The following is a 25775-nucleotide window of genomic DNA, read 5'->3' as shown; positions in this document are numbered from 1 at the left end:
GACATTTTGACACATTTGCCTTCTGATGTCTCAATCTAAAGTCCAACAAGTTCTAGACCTAGCCCGTGCAGCAGGCGTGCTTCGTCCACGGGATTTGGAAGCCCAAGGCATCCATCGCGAGTACCTGCGCCGCCTAGAACGACAAGGACTTCTCATCCGCTCAGGACGGGGCATTTACACCCCCCTAGATGCCGATTTCACAGAGCACCACAGCCTAGTTGAGGCCACCCAGCGTGTTTCCCACAGCATCGTTTGTCTGCTCTCAGCCCTGCGCTTCCATGAAATCACCACTCAAGCCCCCTTTGAAATTTGGCTTGCCATTCATGGCAAAGCCCATACCCCCAGAGAAAAACTGATTCCACTCCATATTGTCTACATGTCCGGCAACGCCTTTGAATCTGGGATTGAAACCCATCAACTAGAGGGCATGCCAGTGCAAATTTATAACCTCCCTAAAACCGTCGCCGATTGCTTCAAGTACCGCAACAAAATTGGCCTAGACATTGCCCTAGAAGCCCTGCGAGAAAGCTGGCGCGATCGCCGCTGCACCATGGACGAACTCTGGCACTACGCCAAAATCTGCCGAGTCAGCAACGTCATGCGTCCCTACCTGGAATCCCTGACATGAGCCAGAATCACCCCCGCAACATTGCCGCCTCTGTCCGGCAACGATTACGCAACCTTGCACAAGAACAACAGGAAGACTTTCAGAGCATCCTGACGCGCTATGCCCTAGAGCGATTCCTATACCGCTTGCACCAATCCGAGCACCGGGACAGATTTATTCTCAAAGGCGCAATGCTGTTCACCCTTTGGAGCAACGAACCCCACCGCGCCACTCGCGATCTAGATCTTCTGTGTCATGGAGACAATGCGATCGCCCCTCTAGAGCAAGTGTTTCAGGAGATCTGTCAAACCCAGGTTGAAGACGATGGGCTGGACTTCAAAGCAGAAACCGTTCAAGGCAAGCAAATCAAAGAAGACCAAGAATATGAAGGGGTACGGATTAAGCTAAATGCCTTTTTGACAGGCACCTCCACCCGTCTAGATCTTCAGATTGACATTGGATTTGGGGATGCCATAACCCCACAGGTTAGGGTTGCAGCATTCCCCACTATTCTAGAAGGATTCCCAGCCCCTTCCTTAAAGACTTATCCCCCTGAAACCGTTATTGCCGAGAAGTTTCAGGTAATGGTGGCACTGGGCATTGCCAATAGTCGGATGAAAGATTTTTACGACATCTGGTACCTGTGTCAAAATTTCAGATTTGAGGGCATCACCCTGAGTCAATCTATCCAAGCCACCTTCGACAGACGAAGAACCCTGTTGCCAGTAGAACCTCCCCTTGCCCTCACCGCTGAGTTTTCTGAAGATGCAGCTAAACAGACCCAATGGAAAGCCTTCATCCGCAAGGGCAAACTCAAAGTCAGCGAAGAAACACTGAGCGAAATCATTGCTGTACTCCAGGATTTTTTAATTCCGCCCACTCAAGCTGTAGCTCAAGGAAAGAAATTTGAGCTATTTTGGTCGCCAAATGAGCTTTGGCAATCTGATAGTATTTTGCGATCGTTGTGATTCAGGATATGAGGGGCGATCGCAATACTTTAATTGGGAGATCGCTTGCCCTGTCAGTCGTAGAGCATCTGCAAAGGCGATCGTCACCATAGCCAAGAGAATGCGACGCCCTGTGTTTCTTCTGCTAAATTGGGCAATCGCATGAGTTGGAAGAGAAGTAAGAACTCACTAGTGTTTGATTAAAGACAGCCACTGACGGGTGCCGAAGGATTGACAGGCAAAAGCGGCGATCGCGCTCGCCTGCTCCAGCGCCTCAATAAAACCCGCGCGCAAAATCCAGTGACAAAATGCGCCGTGAAAAATATCCCCCGCCCCCAGCGTATCCACGGGCTGAATCGCAGGCACCGTAATTTCGCCCGTTTCGCCTCGGGTCCAGTACCGAATCGGGTCACCGCCATGGGTGATCGCGATGGTCTGGATTGGCGCGGTCTCCCTCAAATACTGGATCGTATCGGATGGGCTCAAAGCGTCCGGCGGAGAAAAATTAGCCGAACAGATCGCATAGGTCACAAAAGGAAGTACTGCCTCAAGCCCACGCTTCCAACTGCCGCCATCCAGCACAACCGGGATATTTTGCTGCTGCGCCGCTTTGGCGATCGCCACGCTCGCCTCAAGCTGGTGTCCGTCAATCAGTACGATATCGACGCCGTCCAAGATATCAGACGGTATTTGACGGGCAGCGACTTGCAAGCGAACCGCATTCCGAGAAATAACAGCGCGATCGCCCGTCTGTTCCGTCACCAGAATGGAAGACAGCGGTGGCGGATCGGCTCCCTCTGGCCGTAAATCCCAAAGCTCTACCCGTTGAGCCGCTAGATCGGCCCGCACCAACCCTGCAAGGGGATGCTGGCCGACTGCACCGAGCAGGATAGCTTCGTTGTCAAAATGCCGAAACGTGACGGCGGCATTAGTGGCAGGTCCACCAGCGGCGATCGCCATGTCCGCTGCCACCTGTTTCTCGTTGGATTGGGGAAGGTGGGGCACGCTATAGATTAAATCTAAGGTCGTCAGCCCTACAAATAAGCCGCAATTCCCCATGATAGTTTCAATTTTTAGTTAGAGGTAGCGCATCTGAATCTGCACGACGGTTTTAGTGCCAGAGACAAAAACCTGAGAGTCGGAAAAACTAGCAGGCCCATACCGAAGGGGCGGGTTGTTCGAAAATCCAAATCCTTCGGCGGGTAAACCTAATCGATTGGTATTGAGTTTCCCATCGCTATTGCTGTCGTGGATCGCGGCGATCGCGTAGTTCCCCAAGGGCAGATTGGTAAAGGTTACCGTACCGCTGTTTGCCGCGATACACCGAGAGGCTTTGAGACTCGAACCCTTTCCACCAGCGGGAAAACCCTTCGGACCCGAAAATACAGTCAGACAAACTCGACCTTTAGTATTTTTGAGACTGTTGAGCTTGACCTCCAAGTTGCTAGAGTACCCGCCCCGAGCAGGCGGGATGGTCAATAACAACGCGCTGGCGATCGTAATAAAACTGCCTACTGCTGAAAAATGTTTAAAATTCGCCATAATCCTTCAAGAAATCCACACACCATTTAATGAGACTGCGCTGCACCTTCGGAAGTTTCCCGGTAAGGTCGCGGTTGAGAGAGTAACGACCGACGGACAGTCTGTCTTTACCTCATCTCTACCTTTGTACCGTAAACTTTCAAAAGTAAACGTTATCTACAGTAACAGCGATGACCCTCAAAGTTTACGGCATCCCCAATTGCGGCACCTGCAAAAAGGCCTTTCAATGGCTGGGCGATCGCAATATCAGCTATGAATTTGTCAACATAAAAGAGCACCCACCCGCCCAACCCCTCATCCAAGAATGGGTCGGGACGCTAGGGTCAAAGCCGATGCGCAATACCTCCGGGCAATCTTATCGCGCCCTCGGAGAGGAAAAGCAAACCTGGAACGACGAGCAATGGACGAATGCGTTTGCCAAAGATGCCATGCTCATCAAGCGTCCCCTCTTTGTAAAAGACGGAAAAGCCGTTATGGTAGGATTTCGCGCCAGTGAAGCTGTCCTTCAGGAAACGCTAGGCTAGATTTTGAGGCGTCAAATCGTTCCATGCAAAGTCTGGTGCCTTCCCAACCCGTGATTTTAGAATCAAAGCTCCCTTTGCCCCAAATCCATCTCCCCAACCAACGGTGGCAAATCCACCCTCAAGACCCGGAGCAGGCGCTTCGCGTTGCCCAAACCACTCAGCTCTCGCCTCTGTTGGCTCAAGTGTTGCTGAATCGCGGATTAGCCACCTCGGAAGCCATTCAGTTTTTTTTAGAGCCAGAGTCCCAGGACTTGCCTGTCCCCCTCGAAGAATTCCCCGATCTTGCCGCCAGTCTGGAACTGCTCGAAACGGCCATTCGCCAGGGCGACCCCATCGCCATCTGTGGCGACTACGATGCCGATGGCATGACCAGTACCGCCCTCCTCCTGCGGGCCTTAAAAGCGCTGGGGGCAAAGGTTGAATACGCCATCCCCAGCCGCATGCACGAAGGCTACGGCATCAACGAACGCATTGTGGAAGACTTTGCCGCCGAAGGGGTAAAGCTAGTGCTGACGGTCGATAACGGCATTGCAGCCTACGACCCGATCGCCAAGGCCCGCGAGCTGGGTTTAGCGGTCATCGTGACGGATCACCACGATCTGCCGCCCCAACTGCCACCCGCCAACGCGATCTTGAACCCCAAGCTGTTGTCGGAAGGGTCGCTCTACAGCGGACTGGCGGGCGTGGGGGTCGCCTATATCCTGGCAGTGGCCCTCGCGCAGCAGATGGGCCAAACCCAACAACTCGTGACGCCGCTGTTAGAACTCTTTACCCTGGGCACGATCGCCGACTTAGCGCCCCTGATTGGCGTAAACCGCCGCTGGCTTCAGCGCGGACTCAAACGTTTACCCTATTCTGAGTTTGCAGGGGTGAAGGCGTTGATCGAGGTGTCCGGCAGTTCTTCCAGTTCTAAGCAGGCCTTCAAGCCAGAGACAATCGGATTTCGCCTGGGACCGCGCATCAACGCAGTGGGCAGAATTGGCGACCCTCAAACGGTGATTGAGCTATTGACCACGGACGATACCGCGATCGCCCGCACCCGTGCGGCGGAGTGCGAACTGGCCAACCAGCAGCGCCAGCAGATGTGCCGCGAAATCGAACAGGCAGCGATCGCCCTCGTCGAACAAAACACCGACGGCACCCTCGATCCCCTCATCCATCGGGTGCTGGTCGTCGTCGAACCAGACTGGCATCACGGGGTAATTGGTATTGTGGCCTCGCGGTTGGTGGAGCGCTACGGCGTTCCGGTGTTTATTGGCACCTATGAAGGCGAGACTCAAACCTCGATTCGGGGTTCGGCCCGCAGCATCCCTGAATTTGACGTCTTCGAAGCCCTGCATTTTTGCGGCGATCTGCTGGATCGGTTTGGCGGGCATCGCGCCGCAGGGGGCTTTACCCTAGCGTCAGAAAACCTGGAGAAGCTGCGATCGCGCCTGGGCGAATTTGCCCACCAGCACCTCAAACCAGAGCACCTCAAACCCTTGGTGAATGTAGACGTGCAGGCTCAGTTTGCAGACATCACCCCAGAACTCTACGAGCAGATCGATCGGCTCCAGCCTTGCGGCATCGGCAATCCAGAACCCGTGTTTTGGAGTGCGAACGTGAAGGTCTTAGATCAGCGCATCGTCGGGCAAAATCATCTTAAAGTGACCCTCAGCCAAGACATCCAAACCCAAGAAGGCGGCGGAACTGCATTTACGGCGATCGCGTGGCGCTGGGCAGAATACTTCCCACTCCCAGAGCGCGTCGATGTCGCTTATCGCCTGCGGGAAAATACCTGGAACGGTCAAACTGCCTTAGAGCTCGAGCTTGCGGGCGCGCGCCTTGCCGAACGACCTCGTGCCAAATCCCCTCTGCCTCAGACGGCGGAACCTAAAGCGGCACCCTCAGAACGGGCCAGGGTAGGGCGATCGCCCCTTTTGCCTAAAATCGAACTCGAGTTGAAGTGCCCGGAACCTCCAGCCATCGATCTTTCTGCCATCCGCTGGCATTCATTCAATACCCTAGAAGAGATCGCGCCCCAACTTGTGGGGAATGTTTTGCTCTACGGCTATCAGCGGCCCTACGTCTCCGCCCAAATCCTGACCGGAGAACTCACCTACGATCGCCCGCGCAGTCGCTGCGCCACCGTTTTGTTATGGACTCTGCCGCCCTCCTGGACGCATTTGCGCTGGCTGCTGGCCATTGCGAAACCAGATATCGTCTGCGTTCGCAACGATCTGCCCAAACTGCCCGATGCAAAAACCGTGCGATCGCAGCTATCCTTTGAAATTGTCAAAAATCCCGATGCTCCCATCAACCTGCTGGATCTAGGCCAGCAGTGGTGGGTTTCGCCCAGCACCTTAGTCGCGACGCTTCGAGAAATGAAATATCCCTGCCCTAGTTTTGCCGCAACAGCCTCCCTAGAGCAGGAACTCGAGCGACTCCAGCGCTGGTACAATTGCTCCGCCCAGCGGCTGGCAGCATTGTCCTAAAGGTTGCCGCCGCGAAACGCTAATAAAAAGACCACAGCAGGTCCGGCAATGACAATCATGGCCAGCATCGTAAGCTGGAAAATGACTTCGAAATTAATGGTCGAAAACACGTTTAGAAAATCAAACATTCCGGCAATTAACACGTTCTGTCCTCCCAAAATCAGTCTTATGAACTTAAATCTCGCTGTCGTCAGGTTTCGCGTCAAAGAAGTTGAGCCAAACGCCGAGCGACGCCCCATAGCAGCTCTCTGAGCATCTATTGTATCAGGAGCAGTCTCTCCAAAACGCAATCTTTTATTGCGAGGAAGCCCCCGCAGGCGCAGACTGGCCGAGCAAGGTATGGGCCACCGAAAAAATCGCGGCGGCGTAGGGAGAATTGGTGAAACGCCAGTGCCAAGGTTCAAAGCTAACGCCTTGAATGTTATTGGGCGGAAACGATAGCTCCGCGCCGTAGCGACGACCGTTGGTTTGCAGCCACTGATAGGCTTTGGTATTTTCAAACTCAAACTTTAGATCGGCCTGCGGTCGAGTCCCGTCGCCAATATCTAAGGCAAAGCCGGTATGGTGTTCGCTATAGCCTGGGGGCGCGCTGAGCCGAGCGGCGGCGGCTTCGCTTCCCTGACGCTGGATTTGCCGCGCGAACAGTTTTTCTTGATCGGCGATGGAACGAAAGCCGGACACGATCGCCAAGGTCACGCCTTCGGCCTCGGCATCTGCTTTCATTTTGGCAAAGGTAGCGGCAGCTTCTTTATCTAAAAATTCGGTACGCTGATAGCTGCCACTGCCGTAAGTGCCTACGCTGACCAAGCGATCTGAAATGTTTTCTGCGTAGGGGAGGTGACCGTAGCGGCTTTGGGGGAGGGGATTGCGAAAAGCGGTTCTCCGATCGGGCGATCGCCGTAGCGCCACCGAGGGTTGCGCGGATGGTTTTGGGAGTGGGGCAATGGCAGTGGACGGAAGGGTCGGCGCGACCGCAGGCGCTGTTTTAGCCCAGCTGGGCAGCAGCGTCGGGCTTGGGTTGACTGGGGGAGACGGGGAAGTGGCTTGGGGAGAAGGGCGAACGACCTGGGGTGTAAAGATAGATTGCAAGGTCGCTCCTGCCCACATCACCACAATTGCCGTGGTGAGGGTGAGAGCAATAAAGGGCCAGCGATCGCCCAAGGCACGCATCCATTTCATGGGGGTTCTTTCCTAGTCCGGCTCGAGGAGCTGTCCCGCAATCCAGCCAGAGGCACCGGATTTTGGGAAATAAATTTTATACCAAGTAAATCCCCCAGCGTCTTTGTCGTTGGCTAGAATTTTGACGCGATCGCCGGGAAAGGCAATGTGCTGCACGCCAAAGTTGGTGCCGGGCCCGCGTCGGATGTTGGTCTCTCCTTTATTACCGACAATGACGGCGTTGGTTCCGTCGCTGCTGGCGGGGGGAGGGGAAGCAGGTGCAGGAGATGGGGAAGGAGAAGCAGGGGGAGAAGGGGTGGGAGAGGATGGGGCGGTAGGAGAAGACGCGGGCGTAGGAGATGCGCCTATTTTGTAGGGGATGCCCACTTCGCCGCCTACTTTTTGGGCGAAGGTATCGGCCCGAGCGCGATCGGTGAAGCTAGCGACTTGGACGGCTGGGGTGCCATCATCGCGAATTTTGGCGATCGCGTCCTGGCAGTATTGCTGTCGGACTTCTGCAAGGTCGGCGTTATTAATAAAGACAGGGTACCAATCCTGAGGGCCGCTCCCGGTGTCTCCGCAGCTTGCGGCAGCGGCGGGCGATGGTTCGGGTGGCGGCGAGCTGGGTTGTGGAGTAGAACTGGGCGTTGGATCGGTTGTGGCGGCGGTTGTGGGGTCGGCTGCGATGCTGGGGGTTGCGAGGGGCGTCGGTTGAGTGGAGACGGCGTTGGGCTGGCCCCGCAGAACCATCAGACCGATTAACAGCACGCCGCCAAGGCTAGCGCCGATCGCGATGGGCTTAAACCAATCATTGCGAGCGGGCGTTGAGGAGTTTTGAGAACTCGCGACGGGCGTTGCCGGGGCAACCACGTGGGTCGGGATTTCGGCAGAGTTTTGAGCGGAGATCCGCAGGGGCAGTTGAGCGGCGGCTTTGGCTCCAGGTTGGGGTCGGGAGATGACGGTCGTTTCGTAGCCTTGGCCGCTGGGAACAGACGCCTGGAGCGCTTGCTGCATGGCTGTCGCGCTCGCGAAGCGATCCCTGGGGTGCATCTGGATCGCGGTATCGATCGCCCGCGCTAGCGATTCGCTGACGTGGGGAGCCTGCGATCGCCAGTCGATCCGTCCTGAGAGGGGATCGGTATCGAGTTCGGCTGGGGTTCTGCCAGTCAGGAGGTAGATTGCGGTCAATCCTAGGCTGTAGAGGTCGCTGGTATAAACAGGGCGACCCGCAGATTGTTCTGGAGCCATGTATCCAGCGGTGCCGATTACGATGGAGCGGGCTGTTTGACCTTGGGAATTGATGACCGTCGCCATTGATTCTTTGACTGCACCAAAGTCAATTAGGACGGGTTTGCCATCTCGCTTGCGCAGAATAATATTGTCCGGTTTGATATCGCGGTGAACGATCTGATGCTGGTGTACTGTTTCGATCGTCGCCAGAATCTGCACCAAAAGTTCGCGAACGGCGTCTTCCGAGAAGCGTCCTACGGCTGCAACCTTCTGGCGGAGCGTCTCTCCATCCACCCATTCCTCGACCAAATAAAAGCAATCGTTTTCCGAGAAATAGGCATACAGGCTCGGAATTTGCTGGCAGACCTCTCCCAACGTTTCTTGAATGGCGGCTTCGCGCTGAAATCGCTCTCGGACCAACTTATAAAATTCAGGGTTGTGCTGAATGGGCTTGAGCTGCTTGATGACACAACGCCGCCGCGAGGGGAGTTGCGTGTCTTCTGCCAAAAAGGTATGGCCGAAGCCTCCCTCTTGAAGCGGATGCAAAATTTGATAGCGACCGTTGACAAGCATAGGTTTAGGCAGTCAGCACAAACTGAATAAAAGCTCAGAGACTTTCAGGCCGCGCGTGCAGTTCCTCTAGAAGGTGAGGTTGACGTTCTCTACGCGGTCAAAAGTGTCTTTCTAAAACTATCATCCATGTACCCTAAACTTCCCCTTTGGTTCGATCTGCGAAGGCTTTACCGAAGCTTCAATGCAGCATAATTTGGGTTTTACGCCCAGACTTCGAGCGTTCTTGGGCCGAGATTAGCCTTTTGATGTCTTGCAGCAACAGGGTTTGCTCCTGCTGCAAATGTTCTAGCCGCACCAGAATATCGCAAAGCTGTTGCTCGGAAACCGGAGATTCGGAGTCGTCTTGAAGGTTGGCAAGATTGAATGCCGGACTGCGGGTGTTTGCGGGTTCTAGATCGGCGATAGCCGGAGAACGAAATGGGAGTCTAAACAGTTGGAACAATTGAGCCAGAATCCACCGCCCGACGCGCATCGGCAATTGCAGCAGCCGCACCCAAAGCTGCTCGGTCAGCTGGGCGATCGCCCGCAGCAGTCCCCCCAACAGCACGAGCAGGATGGCGAAGCCGACCGACGTCCAAATAGGGTGAGCGAAAGCCCAATCGAGCATAGGACGAGCTGTCAGCCAGTTTTGAATCATTTCGATCACCGCGCTCTGCATGGCTCAGCTTAACGAGACACTGACGCTTCTTTGCGCTCGAGCTCGCTGAGCTTGACCAATAGATCGTGCCAGGCGAGTCCGGCCAAATGAGGGAGAACCAAATGGGCTTTGCCCACCCGCTCGGCTGGCCCCAAGCCCACCGCCCACATGTTCGCAGCCAATGCCGCGTCAATTCCAGAGGCCGCATCTTCAATCACGACACAGTGCTGCGGCTCTAGCCCCAACTGCTGGGCCGCGTAGAAAAACAGGTCGGGGGCGGGTTTGGAATTCTCGACGCTATAGCCATCGGCGATCGCATCCATATACTCGGCAATCCCCAACCGCTCGATCACCCCTTGGGCATTCTTGCTGGCAGAACCCAACGCAATTCGAATATTGTTTTTGCGCAAGTCTTGCAGGAGGGTCAACGCACCCGGCAGCAAATCTTTAGGGGAAATATCCTGAATGAAGCTAATGTAGTAAAGATTTTTACGCTCCATCATGTCTTCGAGCTTGTCTTCGGGAACTTTGCGATCGCCCAAAATCCGCAGTAAAGAATCTCGTCGGCTCACGCCGCGCAATGCCTCGTTGGCTTGACGGTTGAAGAATAAACCCTCCTCGTCTGCCAATTTTTGCCAAGAGCGATAGTGATACTCGGCAGTATCGGTGAGGACGCCATCGAGATCGAAAATGACGCCGCGAATGTCAGGATAGTTTTGCCGCGATGCTTCTGGCGGTCTGAGGTCGAAGTCGTACCACTGCCCGCGCCAGTGCAGCCGAAAACGCAAGCGCGTCCATCCTGGCGGGAGATGGGGCGTGGCGCTCGGGCCGTCATTTTCCTTGAGCTGGATGCCGCCAAAGCCAAAGACAACGGCCTGCCACAATCCGCCTGCCGATGCGCCGTGGATGCCGTCTGCCGCGTTATCGCGCACGTCTTCGAGATCGACCATCGCTGCTTGCATGAAACGTTCGTAGGCTTCGGAAACCTTCTCTAAATCCGAGGCTAAAATGGCGTGAATGGCTGGGCCGAGCGAAGAACCATAGGTAATATCCGTGCGCGGCGCGTAGTAGTCCCAATTCACGCGCAGCCACTCTTCACTGTAGGGAAACGCCTGGGTAAAGCGCATGAGATACATCAGCATCAACACATCTGGCTGTTTGAGCACTTGACGCTGATTGGCCCCCTCAATGCCCAATAGGGCCTGCATTGATTTTGTGCGCGGTTCGTAGTCCGCCAGGTCGATGTCTTTAAGCTTAAAGAACCCCTCAAATTCTTCAATCAATCCAGTGCTGGGGTCATAGGGAATCCAGATACACTGCACGATATCTTGCCAGCGAGATCGCCGCTCTTGGGATAAATTCAACTTGACGTTGAGGGCCGCAGCCTTTTCTGGATACTGCTCTAGCAACCATTCGTAGAGATACAGCGCCTTTTCGAGGTGCCACTGAGCCATGCGATTGGTAAACGCATTATTGCTCACGTGTTCGTGATACTCGTCGGCCCCGATCACCTCGCGAATTTCGTAGCGCTCCGATTTAATATTGAGATCGACCCGGCTGCTCCAAAAAATAGCGGTATCCAAGACGATCTCGGCACCGTAGTCCCGCATCCACACGTCATCTCCCGTGGCCTGCCAGTACTGCCAAATCGCGTAGGAAATATCCGCGCTAATGTGAATCTCTTGATCGCGACACCAGATCCGCACGTCTTCCCCGTAGGGCTGATTCGGCAGCGCCCAGCGAGGGGTTACTTCATCGCCCGTATCGGCACTTTCCCAAGCAAACATTGCACCCTTATAACCGTAATGCAGCGCCTTCCGCCTTGCCCCATCTAGGGTGTGATAGCGATAGCTCAGCAGTCGTCGGGCAGTTTCGGGCTGGGTAAAGGTAAAAAACGGCAGGATGAAAATCTCGGTATCCCAAAATGCATGGCCGCGATAGCCAAACCCGGATAAGGTTTTGGCCGGAATGCTCACGCGCTCGTCCGTGGAAGACCCGCAGATCAGAAGTTGAAACAGGTTGTACCGGATGGCCAACTGCGCCCGCAAGTCCCCTTCAATATCGACGTCGCTGTAGGTCCAGCGATGCGCCCAGGCAGCACGGTGGGCTGCCCGCAAGGTTTTGTAATCTGTCAAAGCAGACAGTTCGCTGAGGGCCGCTGCCAGCGGATCCTCCACATCGCGGGAGGTAAAGACCGCGATCAGTTTTTCGACGGCGTAGGTTTGCCCTTCGTTGACCAAAAACGTGGCAGAAAGCGTCGGATAGCCTGGAACGCTAGTGCCTTGAGGTGTTGCATCCGCTCCAACGATATTCAGCTGGGCCGTCATCCCCAACTGAATCCGGGAACCGCGGGTCCGGGAAGAGAGCCAAATGGAGTGGTCTTGTTTGCCCTGTTGGATCAGTTCCCAGTGGTTAAACCCTTGATTTTCGGGGTATCCGTTGAGGCTGGCCTGAACTTCCACAAACCCGTCAAAGTCCACGGGTGTAATTTCGCACCGCACTGCCAAAACGTGGGGGTTATCTAAGCTAGCCCATCGCTCGAAGTGAAGATCTACCGTGCGTCCGTTGGGGCTGCTCCACCGCACCGTTCGGCTCAGGATGCCCTGTTGGAGGTCGAGCTGGCGCTGATACTTGAGCACTGTCCCTTGATCGAGCCGAAAGGTTTCGCCATTGATACTGAGAGCGATCGGCAACCAGTCGGGACAGTTGGCCAATTCGGTATAGACAATCGGCACATCGTCAAATACGCCGTGAATAAACGTAGCGCTTAAGTCCTGGGGGTATCCCTCTTCAAAACTGCCTCGGGTTCCTAAATAGCCATTGCCGATGGTAAAAACGGTTTCTCGCGCGTGGAGGAGGTCGGGGGAGAACTGGGTCTCAATGACGGTCCAATCGGTGTAGGTGAGGTCTGGCGTATCGAGCGTTGGAATTGAAGGGGCTATCGTTTGCATTGAAGGGGTTCTCTCCTGATCCCATAAGGTGGCGGCATTTTGTCGGGCGATCTTGAAAAACGAGCAGTCAATCAGGACTTGAAATGGTGGGGATGTTCTAGCAATTTAGAAGCCCCCGCTTTATAGATAAAGTGAAACATCAACTCTAAGTAGCGAAATAAGGCTTCGCGGTTGTGGGGCGTCAGCTGATTCCAGAACCAATATAGATTAGCAAGGGCTAGTAATTTTGTGGTGTGAGCATTCCAGTTATAGCGATCTTGGACGCGATGAATGGCTCGCTCAGATATATTTTCCCAATAGTTGGGTTCCGCGTCGCAGCGTTCTAAAAATTCAAGGATGCGATTGGCGGTTTCTTCTAGGTTGGTGGGATTGATCAGAAAGCCGCTGATGTTGTCTTCAATAATTTCGGAGGGTCCCCCAAACTGACTGGCAAAGGTGGGCAATCCTGAGGTCATCGCTTCTAGCACCGTAAGCCCAAAGGGTTCAAAGCGAGCGGAGTGCACGAAAATACCGCGGCGATCCGCGATCGCCCGCATCGCTTCCCCGAGGTCCATGCTGGAAATCGGTCGCCCGATCCAGCGAATCCGGCCTTCAAGGTCGTGCTGCTGGATCAGGTGATGGAGGGTTTCGATTTCGGACTGTTCTTCTGCGTTAATAGCTTCACTGGGATGCAGCTTGCCCGTCAGCACGACGAGGTTGCAGCGATCTTGAAGGTCTTGACTGAGGGCGAAACACTCCACCAGCCCGGTGAGGTTTTTGGTGGCGTTGATGGGGGCAAAGTTAAGAATGGGACGCTTGTCTGGGTCTTTAAAGTAGCCGAGGATTTGGGCGTCTTCTTGGGTGAATAAAAGGTGGGCCAGGCGATCGCCCTCTGCTTCGGTGCGCTCTTGGGTCAGGTGGTAGGGAAAAAACGCGCGCTCGTTGATGCCGGGAGGGACGACGTTAAATTTAGGGCTACACAGCTCGATGCCATTGACGACATGAAAAAGCTGGGGCATGCTAAAGCATTGGTACGACTCGAACTGACCCGTGGTATCGGGGGTGCCCATGATCTCCTGGTAGGAAGAGGTCACGATGAAATCGGCAGCATTCATCCCGATTAGGTCGGCGGTGTACAGAAGCGAAAAGTGATAGCGCTCTTCAAGGTCTTGCCAGTAAAGATCGCTAAAGAGATATTTGGGCTTTTCAAGGGCGTGAGCGATCATGCAGTGGGGTACTTTGAGGCGACGGGCGATCAAAAACGCCACGAGGTTGCCATCAGTATAATTGCCGATCATCAGGTTTGGCTTGCCCTGAAAATGGGCCAGCAGCGCCTGCTCTGCTTCGTAAGCAAACCGCTCCAAGTAAGGCCAAATATCGAATTTAGAAATCCATTGCTGAAGGACGGAATCCGCTCCGTCTCGGAAGGGCACCCGCAAAATCCAGGTATGTTCTGCACCCTGGACCTGCTCTAGGGGCAAACTGCACTGCGTGCCATCGCAGTCTGGAATCAACCGCGTCAAAATCACGATCTGGGGCTTGACGCCAAACCGATCCAGTCCGGCATTGTGAATGTCTAGGGTGAGCTTTCGATCCAAATGCCGGGCTTGGTCGAGCACGTAGGCAACTTGCCCGGCGGTTTCCGGACGGCCCAACACGCCATCTTGACCGACCCACCCGTGGATGGAAATCAGGACGACCTTGAAGATGACCGAGATTCGCTCAATGAGGGCCTCTAAAACGCCCGGATCTGGTTTTTGCAGCAATCGAGCCAATAGTTCTAGGGTTTCGCGGGCTTGCGCGACGGTACTTCCCCAACCCGGCTCGAATCCCACAGATTGGAGTTCTAAGTGAATGTCTTCGTAGGAGGCATGGGGTACGGCGTGGTGCGCGAGGGCGAGCGCCTCTCCCACCTGCTGCTGGAGGTGCTCCCCACTATGGATGCGATCGTTAATCAGCAGCGACATCCCGCTGTGTTGGTGTCCGCGCAGCACTTCAAAGATCGACTGCGTCCACTGTTGGGGGTCTTTCCCCAGCTCTGCGGCTAAAAATCGATGGAGGCAGGCCAGTCCTTCGCCAATGCTGCGCGGGTCTTGGATAGTCAGATCCAGGTCGTAAAAGGGCTGCACGTCAATTTCTAAGATGCCTGGCTCGTAGCGGTTGACGAGGCGATCGCGCAGGTCTAGCAGGGCCTCTGCGGGCATCAAATCCACGCCGCTGAGGTCTGAAGACAGCCGCAAAATAACTTGACGTGCGATGCGAGGCCGCAGAATGATCCACAGGCTTTCGTCTTCCAGCAGCACTTCATGGGTGAGCTGGATTAGCTCTCCCAGGCGAGAGCTATGGAAAAAATAGGGCGGTTTGTTGAGACTGTGGCAGGTTTGCTCGAAAGCCTGCAAAATCTCGTTGCGCAGCAGGTATTTTTTGTCAGTGCTGCGAAATTTGGCAATAAGCTGGCGCAAATCCGATTTCTCATCGCTTCGGAGTACGGCTTGTACGAGTTCAAACATAATTGTCCTCCGATGCAACCCAGTCTAAATTCAAACATTAGGACAAATTTGCAAAAAAAAAAGCCAATTTATAAAGATTTTTGGCATCTATAACCCGATCGACAAAAAACTGGTACGAGCTTCGGGCGGTAGAAGTCGGCGATTTTTGATATGAAGGCTACCTGACATTCTACCGGGATGCACAGACTCGCGCCTTACTAAGCGGCCACTCCACCGATACGTTCCATGAGAGGTTCGATAAGATGACGGTCGAACGCTACGACTACTTTAAGCCTAACAGCTAACGAGAAGGTAAATTCAGCCGCGAACGCCGATTCGTTGCAACAGCAATCTCGGTAGAAATCAAAGTCCAGACGGAGATAGCTTCTGAACGCGTTCCCCGAGCTTGCAAGCTTTGCCCAATACTGCCGCAATTAGAGGCTTGTCAGAAATTCAATCGGCCTGCGAAATCTATTAAGAAACGCAAAAAAATCAACCGTCTCGGATCGATCCAGCCTAGGGTTATAGACGTAAAACGCATCAGAAGAATATTCCTTACTATAATATGACGAATCCAAGCTCAGAGACGAGCAGCAAGAAGATTGCTGCGGGAATTTGCGGAATTTTGCTGGGTGCGTTGGGGGTTCACAAATTCATTCTGGGATACACCCAGGAAGGCGTCATTATGATTCTCGTTACCCTGCTCGGGGGGATCGTCACCTGCGGGATTGCTTCTTTCGTGATGGGTGTGATCGGTCTGGTGGAGGGCATTATTTACCTCACCAAGTCCGACAGCGAGTTTGATGCAGTCTATGTGACGGGTAAGAAAGGCTGGTTTTAAAGGACTGGGATTCGGATTCTTGCATGAAACCTATGCTGCGTTTGGATGTTTCAAAATGCTGACGCCTCAAACTAGAAAATGGGTTTTGCTCCTGGGTATTGCTTTCATTAGTTTGGGCAGCCTTAGTGTCGTTGAGAGCTTAGATCTGAACCTGACGTTAAAGCTCTACGGGCTATTGGCTACCTGTCAAATCGGGTTTCTGCTGTTTTTTTTAAGCCGAATTCCGCTCAACAAGACCTTCTTTAAGATCGTTCGAGAATTGGGGCGCTGAGGGGTTACTCCAAACGGCTAAATGACCGATAGCGGATACCCCGATCCCCCGCGACGCACCATCACCAGTTCCGCTGCAATGCTCACGGCAATTTCGGCAGGGGTCAGCGCGCCGATATCCAGACCGATCGGCGCGTAAATAATGGGCGACTGCGAGCGGGCGCGGGCGAGATGCAGCTCTAGCTCGATGGCTTTCAAGACCCGCTGCACGCGCTTCTGGCTCCCGATCATGCCGATGTAGTGACAGGGCATGGGTAGTGCCAATAATGCTCTAAGTGCCTGAATGTCGTATTGAAAGCCTCGGGTCACGAGCGCTGCATAGAGATGGGACCAATGGCCGAGCTGGGCGATCACATCTTGGGCGCTTTCTGTAAAAATCCGAGCGACGTTGGGATAGCGAACGGGATTTGCCCAGTCTGGGCGATCGTCCTGCACCATAACCTGAAAGTCCAAAAGCTGGGCTACTTTTGCCAACTGGATACCGCAGTGCCCGGCTCCAATAATGAGCAAAATCGGCGCGGGATGAAGCAATTCGACAAAGGCATTTTCTAAGAGCCGATCCGCTTGGACCGGGTGGTCGAGCAAATAAGGCACTGTCCCCGAGTCGTAGGGGGTGACTAAGGTGAGCGATTTTCCAGCCTGAAGTGTTTCGATCGTTTCTCGGACCAGGGCGATCGCCGCTTCCCCCTGCCAGCGCGCTAGCCAAACCCGCATCATCCCGCCGCATACCCCTTGCACCTGGCGATGAGCCGCGCCAGAAAGGTCGATTTCTACAAATTGCGAGTCTCCAGTCTTCAGCACCTCTAGGGCATGGCGGATGACCTTGGCTTCCCCCGCCCCGCCGCCGATCGTATCGAAGACTTCACCGCGATCGTTCACTAAAATCTTGGCTCCAATTTCGCGGGGGACCGAACCCGTAATGTCTACGACCGTTGCCAAGGTCGCAGCGCCTTGGTTTAGAAATTGGGCAAGTTTCTGGAAAAATGCGATGGTCATGGTTCTTTCAGGGCCGATCGCTGCGGGAATCGAGGGAATTTATGTCAAGGTTGCTCGATGGAGCGACGGAATCGACTTTATTCTAGTGCCTTAAAGACTGCGGTTTGAGGGGTCGATCGCGCGCCTTGGGCAGTCGATCGGGCCCGTACCGTCTCGATCGCGTTCGAGATGGCCTCTGGGGTGGCTGGGGACGCGAGGGGCACGTTACCTTCTCGGCCAAAGGCAGCGACCGCCGCTCGAAGGGCCTCTCGCACCGAGATGGCCAGCATGAAGGGCGGTTCCCCAACGGCTTTGCTGCCGTAGATGACGCCATCCTGGGCGGCGCGCTGGAGGAGATGCACTTCAAAATGCTCGGGAATTTCGCTGACCGTCGGGATTTTGTAGGTGCTGGGGGCAAAGGTACGCAACCGACCCGTATCGTCCCAAATCAGTTCTTCCATGGTGAGCCAGCCCATCCCTTGGACGAAGGCCCCTTCGACTTGCCCCCGATCGACCAGGGGATTGATGGACTCGCCGACGTCGTGGACGATATCGACCTGACGCAACTTAAAGGTGCCCGTGAAGCCGTCTACCTCTACTTCGCTGACCGCCGCACCGTAGGCAAAATAGTAAAACGGTCGGCCTTGGCCTTTTTCTGGATCCCAACTCAGATTGGGCGTTCGATAGTAACCCGTCGCGGAGAGGCTGATGCGACGGTTGTAGGCTTCTTGGACGACCTGCTCGAACCGAATTTTTGGGCCTGGATAGGTGCGGCAATAGACCCAATCCGCTTCAAAGACGATATCTTCTGGGTTTTCGAAACCTAAGAGCGCGGCAGCGAGGGGAGCCAGCCTTGCCTTGAGGGTTTCGCAGGCGTCTTTGACGGCTTGACCGTTGAGGTCGGAACCGCTGGAGGCGGCAGTGGCGGAAGTGTTGGGAACTTTATCGGTGCTGGTGGACATGATGCGGAAGCGTTCGATGCTCGCGCCCAAGGAATCGGCAGCAACCTGGAGCATTTTGGTGTGGAGCCCTTGGCCCATTTCCGTGCCGCCGTGGTTGAGCTGAATGCTGCCGTCGGTGTAAATGAGAATCAGCGCGCCCGCTTGGTTGTAACAAACTTTGTTGAAGGAGATACCAAATTTGACGGGGGTGATGGCTAGGCCGCGCTTTTGGTAAGGACTGGCTTGGTTGAACTGGGCGATCGCCTCCTTCCGCTCTGCAAAATTGGCGTCGGCCTGCACTTGCGCCCACACCCGCGCCAGACGGTTGTCGAACAGTTCTTGGCCGTAGTGAGTGGTGTTGGTCTCTCCGGTACCGTGGTAAAAATTTCGCTCTCGTACCAGTTCCGGCGGCAGCCGGAGGGCGCGCGCAATCCGATCCACAATTTCTTCGATGACCAACATGCCCTGAGGGCCACCAAAGCCGCGAAAGGCCGTGTTGGAAACTTTATTCGTCCGGGCAATGGATCCGCGTACCTCCAAGTTTGGGATGTAGTAGGCGTTATCGACGTGCAGCATCGCCCGCGACAGGACGGGCGGAGACAAGTCTAGACTCCAACCGCCATCGGCGTAGAGATGGGCATCCAGGGCCGTAATTTTTCCATCCTGGCTGAAGCCCACGTCGTATCGTCCTAGAAAGCCGTGGCGCTTTCCGGTTAGGGTCATGTCGTGTTCCCGATTGAGCTTGACCCGGACGGGACAGCCCGTTTTGCGGGCGGCGATCGCCGCGACTGCCGCGTAGGGATTCGCCTGGGATTCTTTGCCCCCAAAGGCACCGCCCATGCGCAAACAGGTGACGACGACCTGATTGCTGGAAATCCCCAGCACCCGCGCTACGATAATTTGGGTTTCGGTGGGGTGCTGGGTAGAGGCATACACTTGATAGTGACCTTCTCCATCGGGGATGACCCAACTGGTTTGGGTTTCGAGGTAAAAGTGATCTTGAGGGCCGACCGTCAGTTCGCCGCTGAGGCGGTAGTCAGCGGTCTGAAATGCGGCCTGCGGGTCGCCGCGCCGCATCGTTTGGGTTTGCGTGTGGAAAGACTGGGTGGCGATCGCCCCCTCGATCGTCAACACGGGTTCTAATGGCTCGTAGGTTACGACAACCCGCTCAGCCGCTTGTCGAGCGGCAGCTTCCGTGGTGCCGACGGTCCACACGACGGCCTGTCCCCAATGGCTGATTTCCTCGGTGGGAAATAGCATTTCGTCAAAAACAATGACGCCCGTGTTGTTGTGTCCCGGTACGTCCGCTGCGGTCAGCACCGTCACGCAGCCCTCGACGGCTAAGGCTGCCGATACGTCAATGCTCGAGATTCGGGCTTTCGCGTGGGGAGCGGTGACCGGATACGCCGACAGCATTCCAGCGGGCGCGCGCTGCTCGTCGGTATAGATGGCTTTGCCTGTGACGTGTCCCTCCGCGCTTTCGTGGGGTTTACGAGTGCCCATGACCATTGCGATCGCCTCCCTCGCTCGTCTCTACAAAAAATTTCTCGAACAAATTCGCGACCAGCGTTTTGCGATAGGCAGCACTCCCGCGCAGGTCGGTCAGGGGGTCGAACGCATCGCGAAGCAACGGCTTGACCTGATGCACCGTCGCTATTGTCCAGGGTTGACCCAGGAGGGCGGACTCCACGGCGATCGCCCGTGCCGGAACTGCTGCAACGCCGCCATAGGCGAGCCGGGCGCGGACGATCCGATCTGTAGCATCTAAATCTACGGTAAAGGCGGCTGCAACGATGCTGATGTCATCCGTGCCGCGCTTGCCAACTTTGTAAGACTGGCTGAAACGTTGCGTCGTGCCAGGGGGCTTGGAAACCGGAATTTTAACCGACACGATGACCTCGCCTGGATTGAGATCGGTCTGGCGATAACCCTTGAAAAAGTCCGCCAGGGGAATCGTGCGGTTGCCCTGAGATCCGGCAATGTTGAGTTCCGCATCCAAAGAAAGCAAGACCGGAGGCAAGTCTCCAATGGGCGAAGCCGTGCCGATATTGCCCCCTAGCGTGGCTCGGTTCCGCACCTGACACGCAGCAAACCAAAACAGCATTTCATCTAAGCTGGGGAACACGCCTCGCAATTCCGACTGAATGCAGCTCAAGGGCACCGCCGCCCCAATTTCCACCGCCGCTTCAGTTTGACGAATGTGCTTCAGGCTCGCTACGCCTTCTACAGAAATCAGCACTGGAAACTGGCGGCGCTGGTGGCTGATATCGAGCCCCAGATCCGTCCCGCCTGCAATCAGGGTTGCGTCGGAATGCTGTTGCAGCAGCTCTAACACCTCAGAAAGCTGGGTGGGCCGATAAAATTGTTCGCCATGACTCGCATAATACAGCGGTTCTAAGTCTGCAGCGGGTGCCGCCAAGCTTTCTGTAAAGCGATCGCGGGGTTTAGTCTCGGCAATTTCCCGCATCAACAGGGCAGCAGCCTTCCGAATCGGGACGTAACCCGTACAGCGACACAAATTGCCTTCAATGGCAATATCGTCCGCGTTGCTGCTGTAATAAGCGGCAAACAGACTCATGACGAACCCCGGCGTGCAGTAACCGCACTGAGATCCGCCCGTCTGGACCATTGCTGCTTGCACGGGATGGAGCTGCGCGTCGGCCAGTCCCTCCACCGTTGTAATCTTGCAGTTCGCCACCGAACCCAGCGGAATTAAGCAGCTATTCATCGCCCGATAGCAGGATTGCCCGTCAGCTCCGGTGCACTGCACCGCCACCGTACAGGCCCCGCAGTCCCCATCGCCGCAGCCTTCTTTGGTACCCGTCCGTCCGCTTTGATGCAAGTACTGCAAAAGCGTCGTTGTAGGCGAAACAGCGGCGAGATCGACCGTCTGTCCGTTAATCGATAGCGTCAGGTTATACTCGACCAAAGGCTCTCTCCCTGCGCTCAACTTCATCGAAGGCCTGCAGCCTAGCGGGTACTGCATGCAGCTCCTTCAGATCGTGCGCAACCGTATCGGATAATTATGTGCAAAAAGATACAAAATCTTGAAATATACACAATCCGATACTTTACCGATCGCAATCGCGATCTACTTCATGTAACGGAACTTAATTTGAACTTTGGCAGGCGCGTTTGACACTTTGAACTTCGTTTCGGTGAAGCTGGGGGCGCTGAAGCCAATTTCGGGATTGTTGGAAAACCCGAATCCTTCTTCTGGAATGCCAAAGGAGCCTTTGTTTAACTTGGAATCCTTGTTGGCATCATGAAATGCTGTAATGGCGTAATCTCCGGGCTTGAGGTCGCCCAGCAGAATGGAAGCGGTTTGGCTGGAGACAGGGGCGCAGCGCTTCACGAGCAAATCGGGGCTGCTATCGCTGGGAAATTGAGTGGGACCGGAAAAAAGGCTGAGGCAAACTTGGCCTTGGGAATCTCTCAATCCGTCGAATTTAACCTCCAGACCGGGACTGGCCGCAGCGGCTGAACCGGAACTCTGGAAGGTCTTCGCGCGAGCAGGCACAACGGGTTTGCGGACGGGCGCTGTCGGTTTGCGAGTGGGTTCCGCATGAAGCGGCTGCGAGAGCGCGAAGCTTGCGGCAATAGATGCCCCCCCCAAAATGCCCGCAAAGCAACCCAGTTGTTTATAGCTCATAATTCCTCGGATGATTAGTTAGGTGGTGAAGTTGACGCTACGATTTATGGGTTTAGTTCCTCAGGTGAAGACTAGACAGCAATAGATCTTCGCTCGTCCTACAAGCTAGCACGCCCCCCTTAAGGTTCTAAACAAAGCTAACGATCTTAATTTGTTTGCGTTATCTACGGCGAAGCGATCGGCGTTACGCAGTCTCTGGCAAATATCCAGACAACAGATAGTCTTGACCGACGCGCTCCACCGACAGTCGCTCCAAGGCTAAAGCATCTGTCATTTGCGTTAAGCCTAAATCTCCCACCGGAGACGGTGCCGTTTGCCCTCCAATGACCTTGGGTGCGATGAATGCCAGTACTTTCTGGACGCAGCCTTGGGCGATCGCCTGGGCCGAGAGCGTCCCCCCGCATTCCCACAGCACTGTCGAGCAACCGCGTTGATAGAGATATTCCATTGCGGCTTTGGGCGTAAGCGCTGGCAATATCGCGACTTCAACCTGCCGATCGCGCAGTTGTGCCAAACGCTCCGGGTTGGGGTCGCCCTGGGTGAGGACGACGGTGGGTGCGATCTGCGTCTGCCAGAGTCTGGCTTGCTCCGGTAAGTCAAACGAGCGGCTCATGACCACCCGCAGCGGATTGTGCACTGAAACGCTGCCATCCTCCGGTTGGTGGCTGGTCAGGTGCGGGTTGTCGCGGCGGAGGGTATTGGTGCCAACGATGATGGCATCGCTGTGCGATCGCAGCCGATGGACGTAGGCCCGCGCTTCGGGGCTGCTCACCCAAGCGCTATGGCCGCTGGTCGTTGCAATTTTTCCATCTAGGGTCATGGCGTATTTCAAGATGCCAAAGGGGCGCTGGCGGACGATGCGATGGATAAATGCTTCGTTCAAATCGCGGCAAGCCCGTTCTTCAACGCCTACGATGACCTCAATGCCTGCCGCCCGCAGCCGCTCGATGCCGCCTCCAGAAACGCGCGGATCTGGATCGACCATGCCCACCACCACCCGCGCGACTCCTGCCTGAATGACTGCCTCAGAGCAGGGTGGAGTGCGGCCATAGTGGTTGCAAGGTTCTAGACTGACGTAGAGGGTGGCTCCGAAAGCGCGATCGCCAGCAGCCCGCAGCGCAAATACCTCGGCATGGGGTTCCCCCGCCTTGGGATGAAACCCCTCCCCCACTGCTTCGCCATCTCGAACGATCGCGCAGCCCACCATTGGATTGGGAGCCGTGCGACCGAGCCCCTGACGGGCTAGGGTCAGACAGCGCTGCATCCAAAAGCGATGGGTTTCGTCGTCTGCGGGGGCAGTTGGGAAAGGGGATGTCATGCAGGTCGAAAAATAAGAAACCTAGAAGGGAGGATTGGTCTGACCCACGCCCGCTTCAACCGCGCCGATTTCCGGGCTGGTGAGCAGGTCTTGATTGCTGCCCCAGTTGAAGCTGTTGATCCGAAACACGATAGAGCCTACCTGCAAGTTTGGATTATAGCGAAGGGTTAGACCGTAGGTACGGCGGCTGTAGTCCAAAATGATGTCTGTATTGAAAAATTCGCCCGTGTCCAGGTTGATTGAGGTTTGAAATCCCAACCGCACGGGTCCATATACGTGCTGCAAGAAGCCCGCTGACACGACCTGGCGATCGATCACCCGGTCGAACAAAAAAGGCGACTCGCCAATCTGAACCCCTTGGGAAAAGCCGACGAAAAATCCAGTGTAGTCGAGGTACGGGCGCGAGAAGTGACCCAACTGCCCTTCAAATCGAATGCTGCCAATTAAGCTGGTCTGAGAATCCCCATTGGAGTATCCGCTCACCACGCCAGTCAGTTTGCCCACAAGGCGCACGTAAGGTTGAATGGGTTCGGGCGTGTACTTCATGCCTTCTGTGGCCGTTGGCGGTAAGGTCGTTCCCCGCCACAGGTCTACAGCCCGCTGAACGGAGGCGCTTCCTTGAACTCGCCCTAGGCTCACGAGGTCGATGCCCCCAAACCGATCGGTATTAGCCGTCAGCAATTCCCCGGCAAGGCGATAGTTGAGTTCGATGCCCGTTTTACCAAGGGTCTGAGTGGGCGAATCGAAAATCAACCCGGCGCGATTTTGAATATTTTGCTCGCCCAGCGACCCGTTCACGATCCGTTCGCGGTAAGCGGCTTCGAAGGCCAGCGTGTTATCGCCGATGGGACGCTCAAAGCGCAGCCCTGCCCGCACGTTATCGGCTAGGTTGGTAAAATCGACGCTCCGCAAGGCGACGTAAGCCCCAAAGTTGAGCTTGGGCGACAGTTGGCTTTTGAGTCGGGCGCTCAATCCGTACAGATCGGGCGACAGTAGATCGAACCCTTTATCGACGATGGCGCGTTCCAAGAAAAATTGAGGCGTGACAGAAAGCGTCAATTTCGGATTCGAGATCGGCGTAAACTGACGCCCCAGGAATAACCCGCCGCGATCTCGATCGTCAAATCCAAAGTCAAGGCCAAAGGGATTAGAACGCACTCGACTCAAGATAACTGTGGAGCGCGGAATGGGGACCGCAATCCGCTGGTCGAAAACCAAACGCGGTCGCCTGAGGGTTACCACATCCTCCTGGGCCGACACCCTTCTCAAAGCGGCTTGGTCGGCCCTTACTTCTAACTCGGGCGGCGAGAAGGGGTCGCTGGTGATGCGAATATTGATGGCTTCCCAGGTCTGTCCTGTAAATTCGATTCGGTCTGCCTCAAATCGCAAGCGCTGGATGCCATCTTGAGCGCGTGGGGTAGAGGGCTGGGTCGGTCGTTGGAGCGAATCCTTTAGACCTACGAGGGGACTATTGCCCACTGCTGCGGTTCCGGGGGTTGGCGCTGCTGTCTCGCGTCCCGCCGAGGGTAGGTTGATAATGCCGCGCGGTTTGAAGAAAATGCCGCGTTCTTCATCCAACTGGTACTCTAGGCGATCGCCTTGCAAAATCTGACCGCCCTGGGTCAAGGTGACATTGCCTTCGGCGATCGCCTGTTTTTTGAGCGTTAAGGTCTGAATCCGATCTGCTTTTAACTGAGCGTTTCGATAATTGAGCAGCACGTTTCCCACTGCCGTCAGCGCCCGTTGGGCTGCATCGTATTCTTGGCGATCGGCGGATAGTTCTACAAAAGAGCTGGTTGTAGGCGGAGGATTTGGAGCGGGCGGCGCTGGAAGGGTGGGTGTTGTCGGGACGGGATCTGGCACCAGGTCGGGTGCGAGGTCGGGACGGCGTTCTGGTTCTAAGCTCTGCGCCGTTTTTTGAGCAAAAGGATGGGCAGAGGACGCGTCCAGCACTAAAGCGCTAGAGCGCTCAAAGGTAGGCGGACTGGGTTGGATAGAGGCGATCGCCCTTGGAGCGGGGGTTATCGAAAACTGGACTTCCGTTGGAGGCGATGGCACGGCAAGGGGACTGCCGAGGCTATCGGCAGTGGTGGCCGGAGTTCCATCGGGGATGACGGGCGGGGGCTGCGCGCTGATTTGGAAGGACGGCGATGCAGCAGCATCTTTAGGGGGTAAATCTAAAGCCAAAATTGGAGTGGAAGCGGAAGCAGTCTGAACCAGCGCAGGGGGCGTTGCCGCTTCTAGGGTTGGATACACCATATTTCCTTACGGTACACCGATAAAGCGCTCAGACGCATAACCTCCATAATTGGATGCAACGGGAAAACGAAGCGCCAATAAACCCATTCAAGCTACACGAAATCGGTACCGGACGCAAGCAGCACTTCGGCCCCTATCCCTGGGAATAAGGGCCGAAGCTGGAATGTTCAAACGAATCGAAGAGGCTTAGTCGAGGTCCTTGCGATTCGGGTTGCGAGAGGGGTCGTTGGACAAAAAGCCAAAGACAAAGAGACCGACAAAGAAGAAAACCGTGATGTAAACAACAATTTTTAGAGTTTCCATAGCCGCTGTAGCTCTACCGATAAATGGACAAGATTAAAAAACGGGTTTGCAAGCCGAACTTCATTATCATCATATCGGACTGTTGCACCTTGGCTAGAGAAAGCA

At 55.3% G+C, this 25775-nt stretch carries 21 protein-coding genes; 6 read left to right on the top strand and 15 right to left on the bottom strand.

The genetic code is table 11. From position 1 onward, the window contains the following. The first annotated feature begins 25 nt into the window (after positions 1-25). Both R6H26_RS07915 and R6H26_RS07910 read left to right on the top strand, forming a co-directional pair. On the top strand, positions 26-628 hold the full coding sequence (locus tag R6H26_RS07915) for a type IV toxin-antitoxin system AbiEi family antitoxin domain-containing protein (RefSeq protein ID WP_404789785.1): 603 nt from the start codon (positions 26-28) through the stop codon (positions 626-628). After that, positions 625-1575, top strand: a complete 951-nt coding sequence (locus R6H26_RS07910; protein WP_404789783.1) for a nucleotidyl transferase AbiEii/AbiGii toxin family protein — start codon at positions 625-627, stop codon at positions 1573-1575. Before R6H26_RS07915 ends, R6H26_RS07910 begins: the two co-directional genes overlap by 4 nt. A 168-nt stretch (positions 1576-1743) precedes the next feature. On the opposite strand, the gene R6H26_RS07905 is transcribed toward R6H26_RS07910, so the two are convergent. Further along, positions 1744-2613, bottom strand: coding sequence for a PfkB family carbohydrate kinase (locus R6H26_RS07905; protein WP_404789781.1), 870 nt, complete (start codon positions 2611-2613; stop codon positions 1744-1746). A gap of 18 nt (positions 2614-2631) precedes the next feature. Further along, on the bottom strand, positions 2632-3096 hold the full coding sequence (locus tag R6H26_RS07900) for a DUF2141 domain-containing protein (protein WP_404789779.1): 465 nt from the start codon (positions 3094-3096) through the stop codon (positions 2632-2634). A 170-nt stretch (positions 3097-3266) separates the two neighbouring features. Here R6H26_RS07900 and R6H26_RS07895 point away from each other — a divergent pair, with 170 nt between their 5' ends. Continuing rightward, entirely contained in the window at positions 3267-3620 is a 354-nt protein-coding gene (locus R6H26_RS07895) for a Spx/MgsR family RNA polymerase-binding regulatory protein (protein ID WP_404789777.1), read from the top strand. A 35-nt stretch (positions 3621-3655) separates the two neighbouring features. Next, on the top strand, positions 3656-6094 hold the full coding sequence (gene recJ, locus R6H26_RS07890; protein WP_404789775.1) for a single-stranded-DNA-specific exonuclease RecJ: 2439 nt from the start codon (positions 3656-3658) through the stop codon (positions 6092-6094). On the opposite strand, the gene psb30 is transcribed toward recJ, so the two are convergent. From psb30 to R6H26_RS07860, 6 genes are all read right to left on the bottom strand, one after another. After that, positions 6091-6222, bottom strand: a complete 132-nt coding sequence (gene psb30 / locus R6H26_RS07885) for a photosystem II reaction center protein Ycf12/Psb30 (RefSeq protein ID WP_404791248.1) — start codon at positions 6220-6222, stop codon at positions 6091-6093. The two genes, recJ and psb30, sit on opposite strands and share 4 nt — an antisense overlap. Before the next feature lie 166 nt (positions 6223-6388). Continuing rightward, positions 6389-7273 carry a D-alanyl-D-alanine carboxypeptidase family protein gene (locus R6H26_RS07880; RefSeq protein WP_404789773.1) on the bottom strand — a complete coding sequence of 295 codons (885 nt, stop codon included), beginning with the start codon at positions 7271-7273 and terminating at the stop codon, positions 6389-6391. 12 nt (positions 7274-7285) lie between these two features. After that, the gene (locus R6H26_RS07875) at positions 7286-9055 is read right to left on the bottom strand and encodes a protein kinase (protein ID WP_404789771.1); all 1770 of its coding nucleotides are present in this window, start codon (positions 9053-9055) and stop codon (positions 7286-7288) included. Positions 9056-9233: 178 nt separating this feature from the next. Then, complete coding sequence (locus tag R6H26_RS07870) at positions 9234-9713, bottom strand: hypothetical protein (RefSeq protein ID WP_404789769.1); 480 nt, start codon at positions 9711-9713, stop codon at positions 9234-9236. An 8-nt stretch (positions 9714-9721) separates the two neighbouring features. Beyond that, the gene (gene pgmB, locus R6H26_RS07865; RefSeq protein ID WP_404789767.1) at positions 9722-12643 is read right to left on the bottom strand and encodes a beta-phosphoglucomutase; all 2922 of its coding nucleotides are present in this window, start codon (positions 12641-12643) and stop codon (positions 9722-9724) included. 71 nt (positions 12644-12714) lie between these two features. Continuing rightward, the gene (locus tag R6H26_RS07860) at positions 12715-15132 is read right to left on the bottom strand and encodes a sucrose synthase (protein WP_404789765.1); all 2418 of its coding nucleotides are present in this window, start codon (positions 15130-15132) and stop codon (positions 12715-12717) included. 544 nt (positions 15133-15676) lie between these two features. Here R6H26_RS07860 and R6H26_RS07855 point away from each other — a divergent pair. Together R6H26_RS07855 and R6H26_RS07850 are read left to right on the top strand one after the other, a co-directional pair. Then, entirely contained in the window at positions 15677-15952 is a 276-nt protein-coding gene (locus R6H26_RS07855) for a TM2 domain-containing protein (protein ID WP_404789763.1), read from the top strand. A 55-nt stretch (positions 15953-16007) separates the two neighbouring features. Continuing rightward, the gene (locus R6H26_RS07850; protein ID WP_404789761.1) at positions 16008-16223 is read left to right on the top strand and encodes a hypothetical protein; all 216 of its coding nucleotides are present in this window, start codon (positions 16008-16010) and stop codon (positions 16221-16223) included. 17 nt (positions 16224-16240) lie between these two features. Here R6H26_RS07850 and R6H26_RS07845 read toward each other — a convergent pair whose 3' ends face one another. The 7 genes from R6H26_RS07845 to R6H26_RS07815 form a co-directional block, all read right to left on the bottom strand. Continuing rightward, the gene (locus R6H26_RS07845; RefSeq protein WP_404789759.1) at positions 16241-17218 is read right to left on the bottom strand and encodes an XdhC family protein; all 978 of its coding nucleotides are present in this window, start codon (positions 17216-17218) and stop codon (positions 16241-16243) included. Positions 17219-17295: 77 nt separating this feature from the next. Beyond that, the gene (xdhB, locus tag R6H26_RS07840; RefSeq protein WP_404789757.1) at positions 17296-19647 is read right to left on the bottom strand and encodes a xanthine dehydrogenase molybdopterin binding subunit; all 2352 of its coding nucleotides are present in this window, start codon (positions 19645-19647) and stop codon (positions 17296-17298) included. Further along, positions 19628-21067 (bottom strand): xanthine dehydrogenase small subunit, encoded by a 1440-nt coding sequence (gene xdhA / locus R6H26_RS07835; protein ID WP_404789756.1) that lies wholly within the window; start codon positions 21065-21067, stop codon positions 19628-19630. Before xdhA ends, xdhB begins: the two co-directional genes overlap by 20 nt. Before the next feature lie 162 nt (positions 21068-21229). Further along, positions 21230-21790, bottom strand: coding sequence for a DUF2141 domain-containing protein (locus R6H26_RS07830; protein ID WP_404789754.1), 561 nt, complete (start codon positions 21788-21790; stop codon positions 21230-21232). Between the two features lie 184 nt (positions 21791-21974). Continuing rightward, positions 21975-23108 (bottom strand): bifunctional diaminohydroxyphosphoribosylaminopyrimidine deaminase/5-amino-6-(5-phosphoribosylamino)uracil reductase RibD, encoded by a 1134-nt coding sequence (gene ribD / locus R6H26_RS07825; RefSeq protein WP_404789752.1) that lies wholly within the window; start codon positions 23106-23108, stop codon positions 21975-21977. A 21-nt stretch (positions 23109-23129) separates the two neighbouring features. After that, the gene (locus tag R6H26_RS07820) at positions 23130-25367 is read right to left on the bottom strand and encodes a DUF3769 domain-containing protein (protein WP_404789750.1); all 2238 of its coding nucleotides are present in this window, start codon (positions 25365-25367) and stop codon (positions 23130-23132) included. Between the two features lie 186 nt (positions 25368-25553). After that, on the bottom strand, positions 25554-25670 hold the full coding sequence (locus tag R6H26_RS07815) for a photosystem II reaction center protein I (RefSeq protein WP_404789748.1): 117 nt from the start codon (positions 25668-25670) through the stop codon (positions 25554-25556). Positions 25671-25775: the final 105 nt, after the last annotated feature.

The sequence above is a fragment of the Altericista sp. CCNU0014 genome, from assembly GCF_044923475.1.
GTDB lineage: Bacteria > Cyanobacteriota > Cyanobacteriia > Thermosynechococcales > Thermosynechococcaceae > JAAURS01.
The sequence above is the reverse complement of the archived record's forward strand: the minus strand, read 5'-3'. Positions and strand labels throughout refer to the sequence as shown.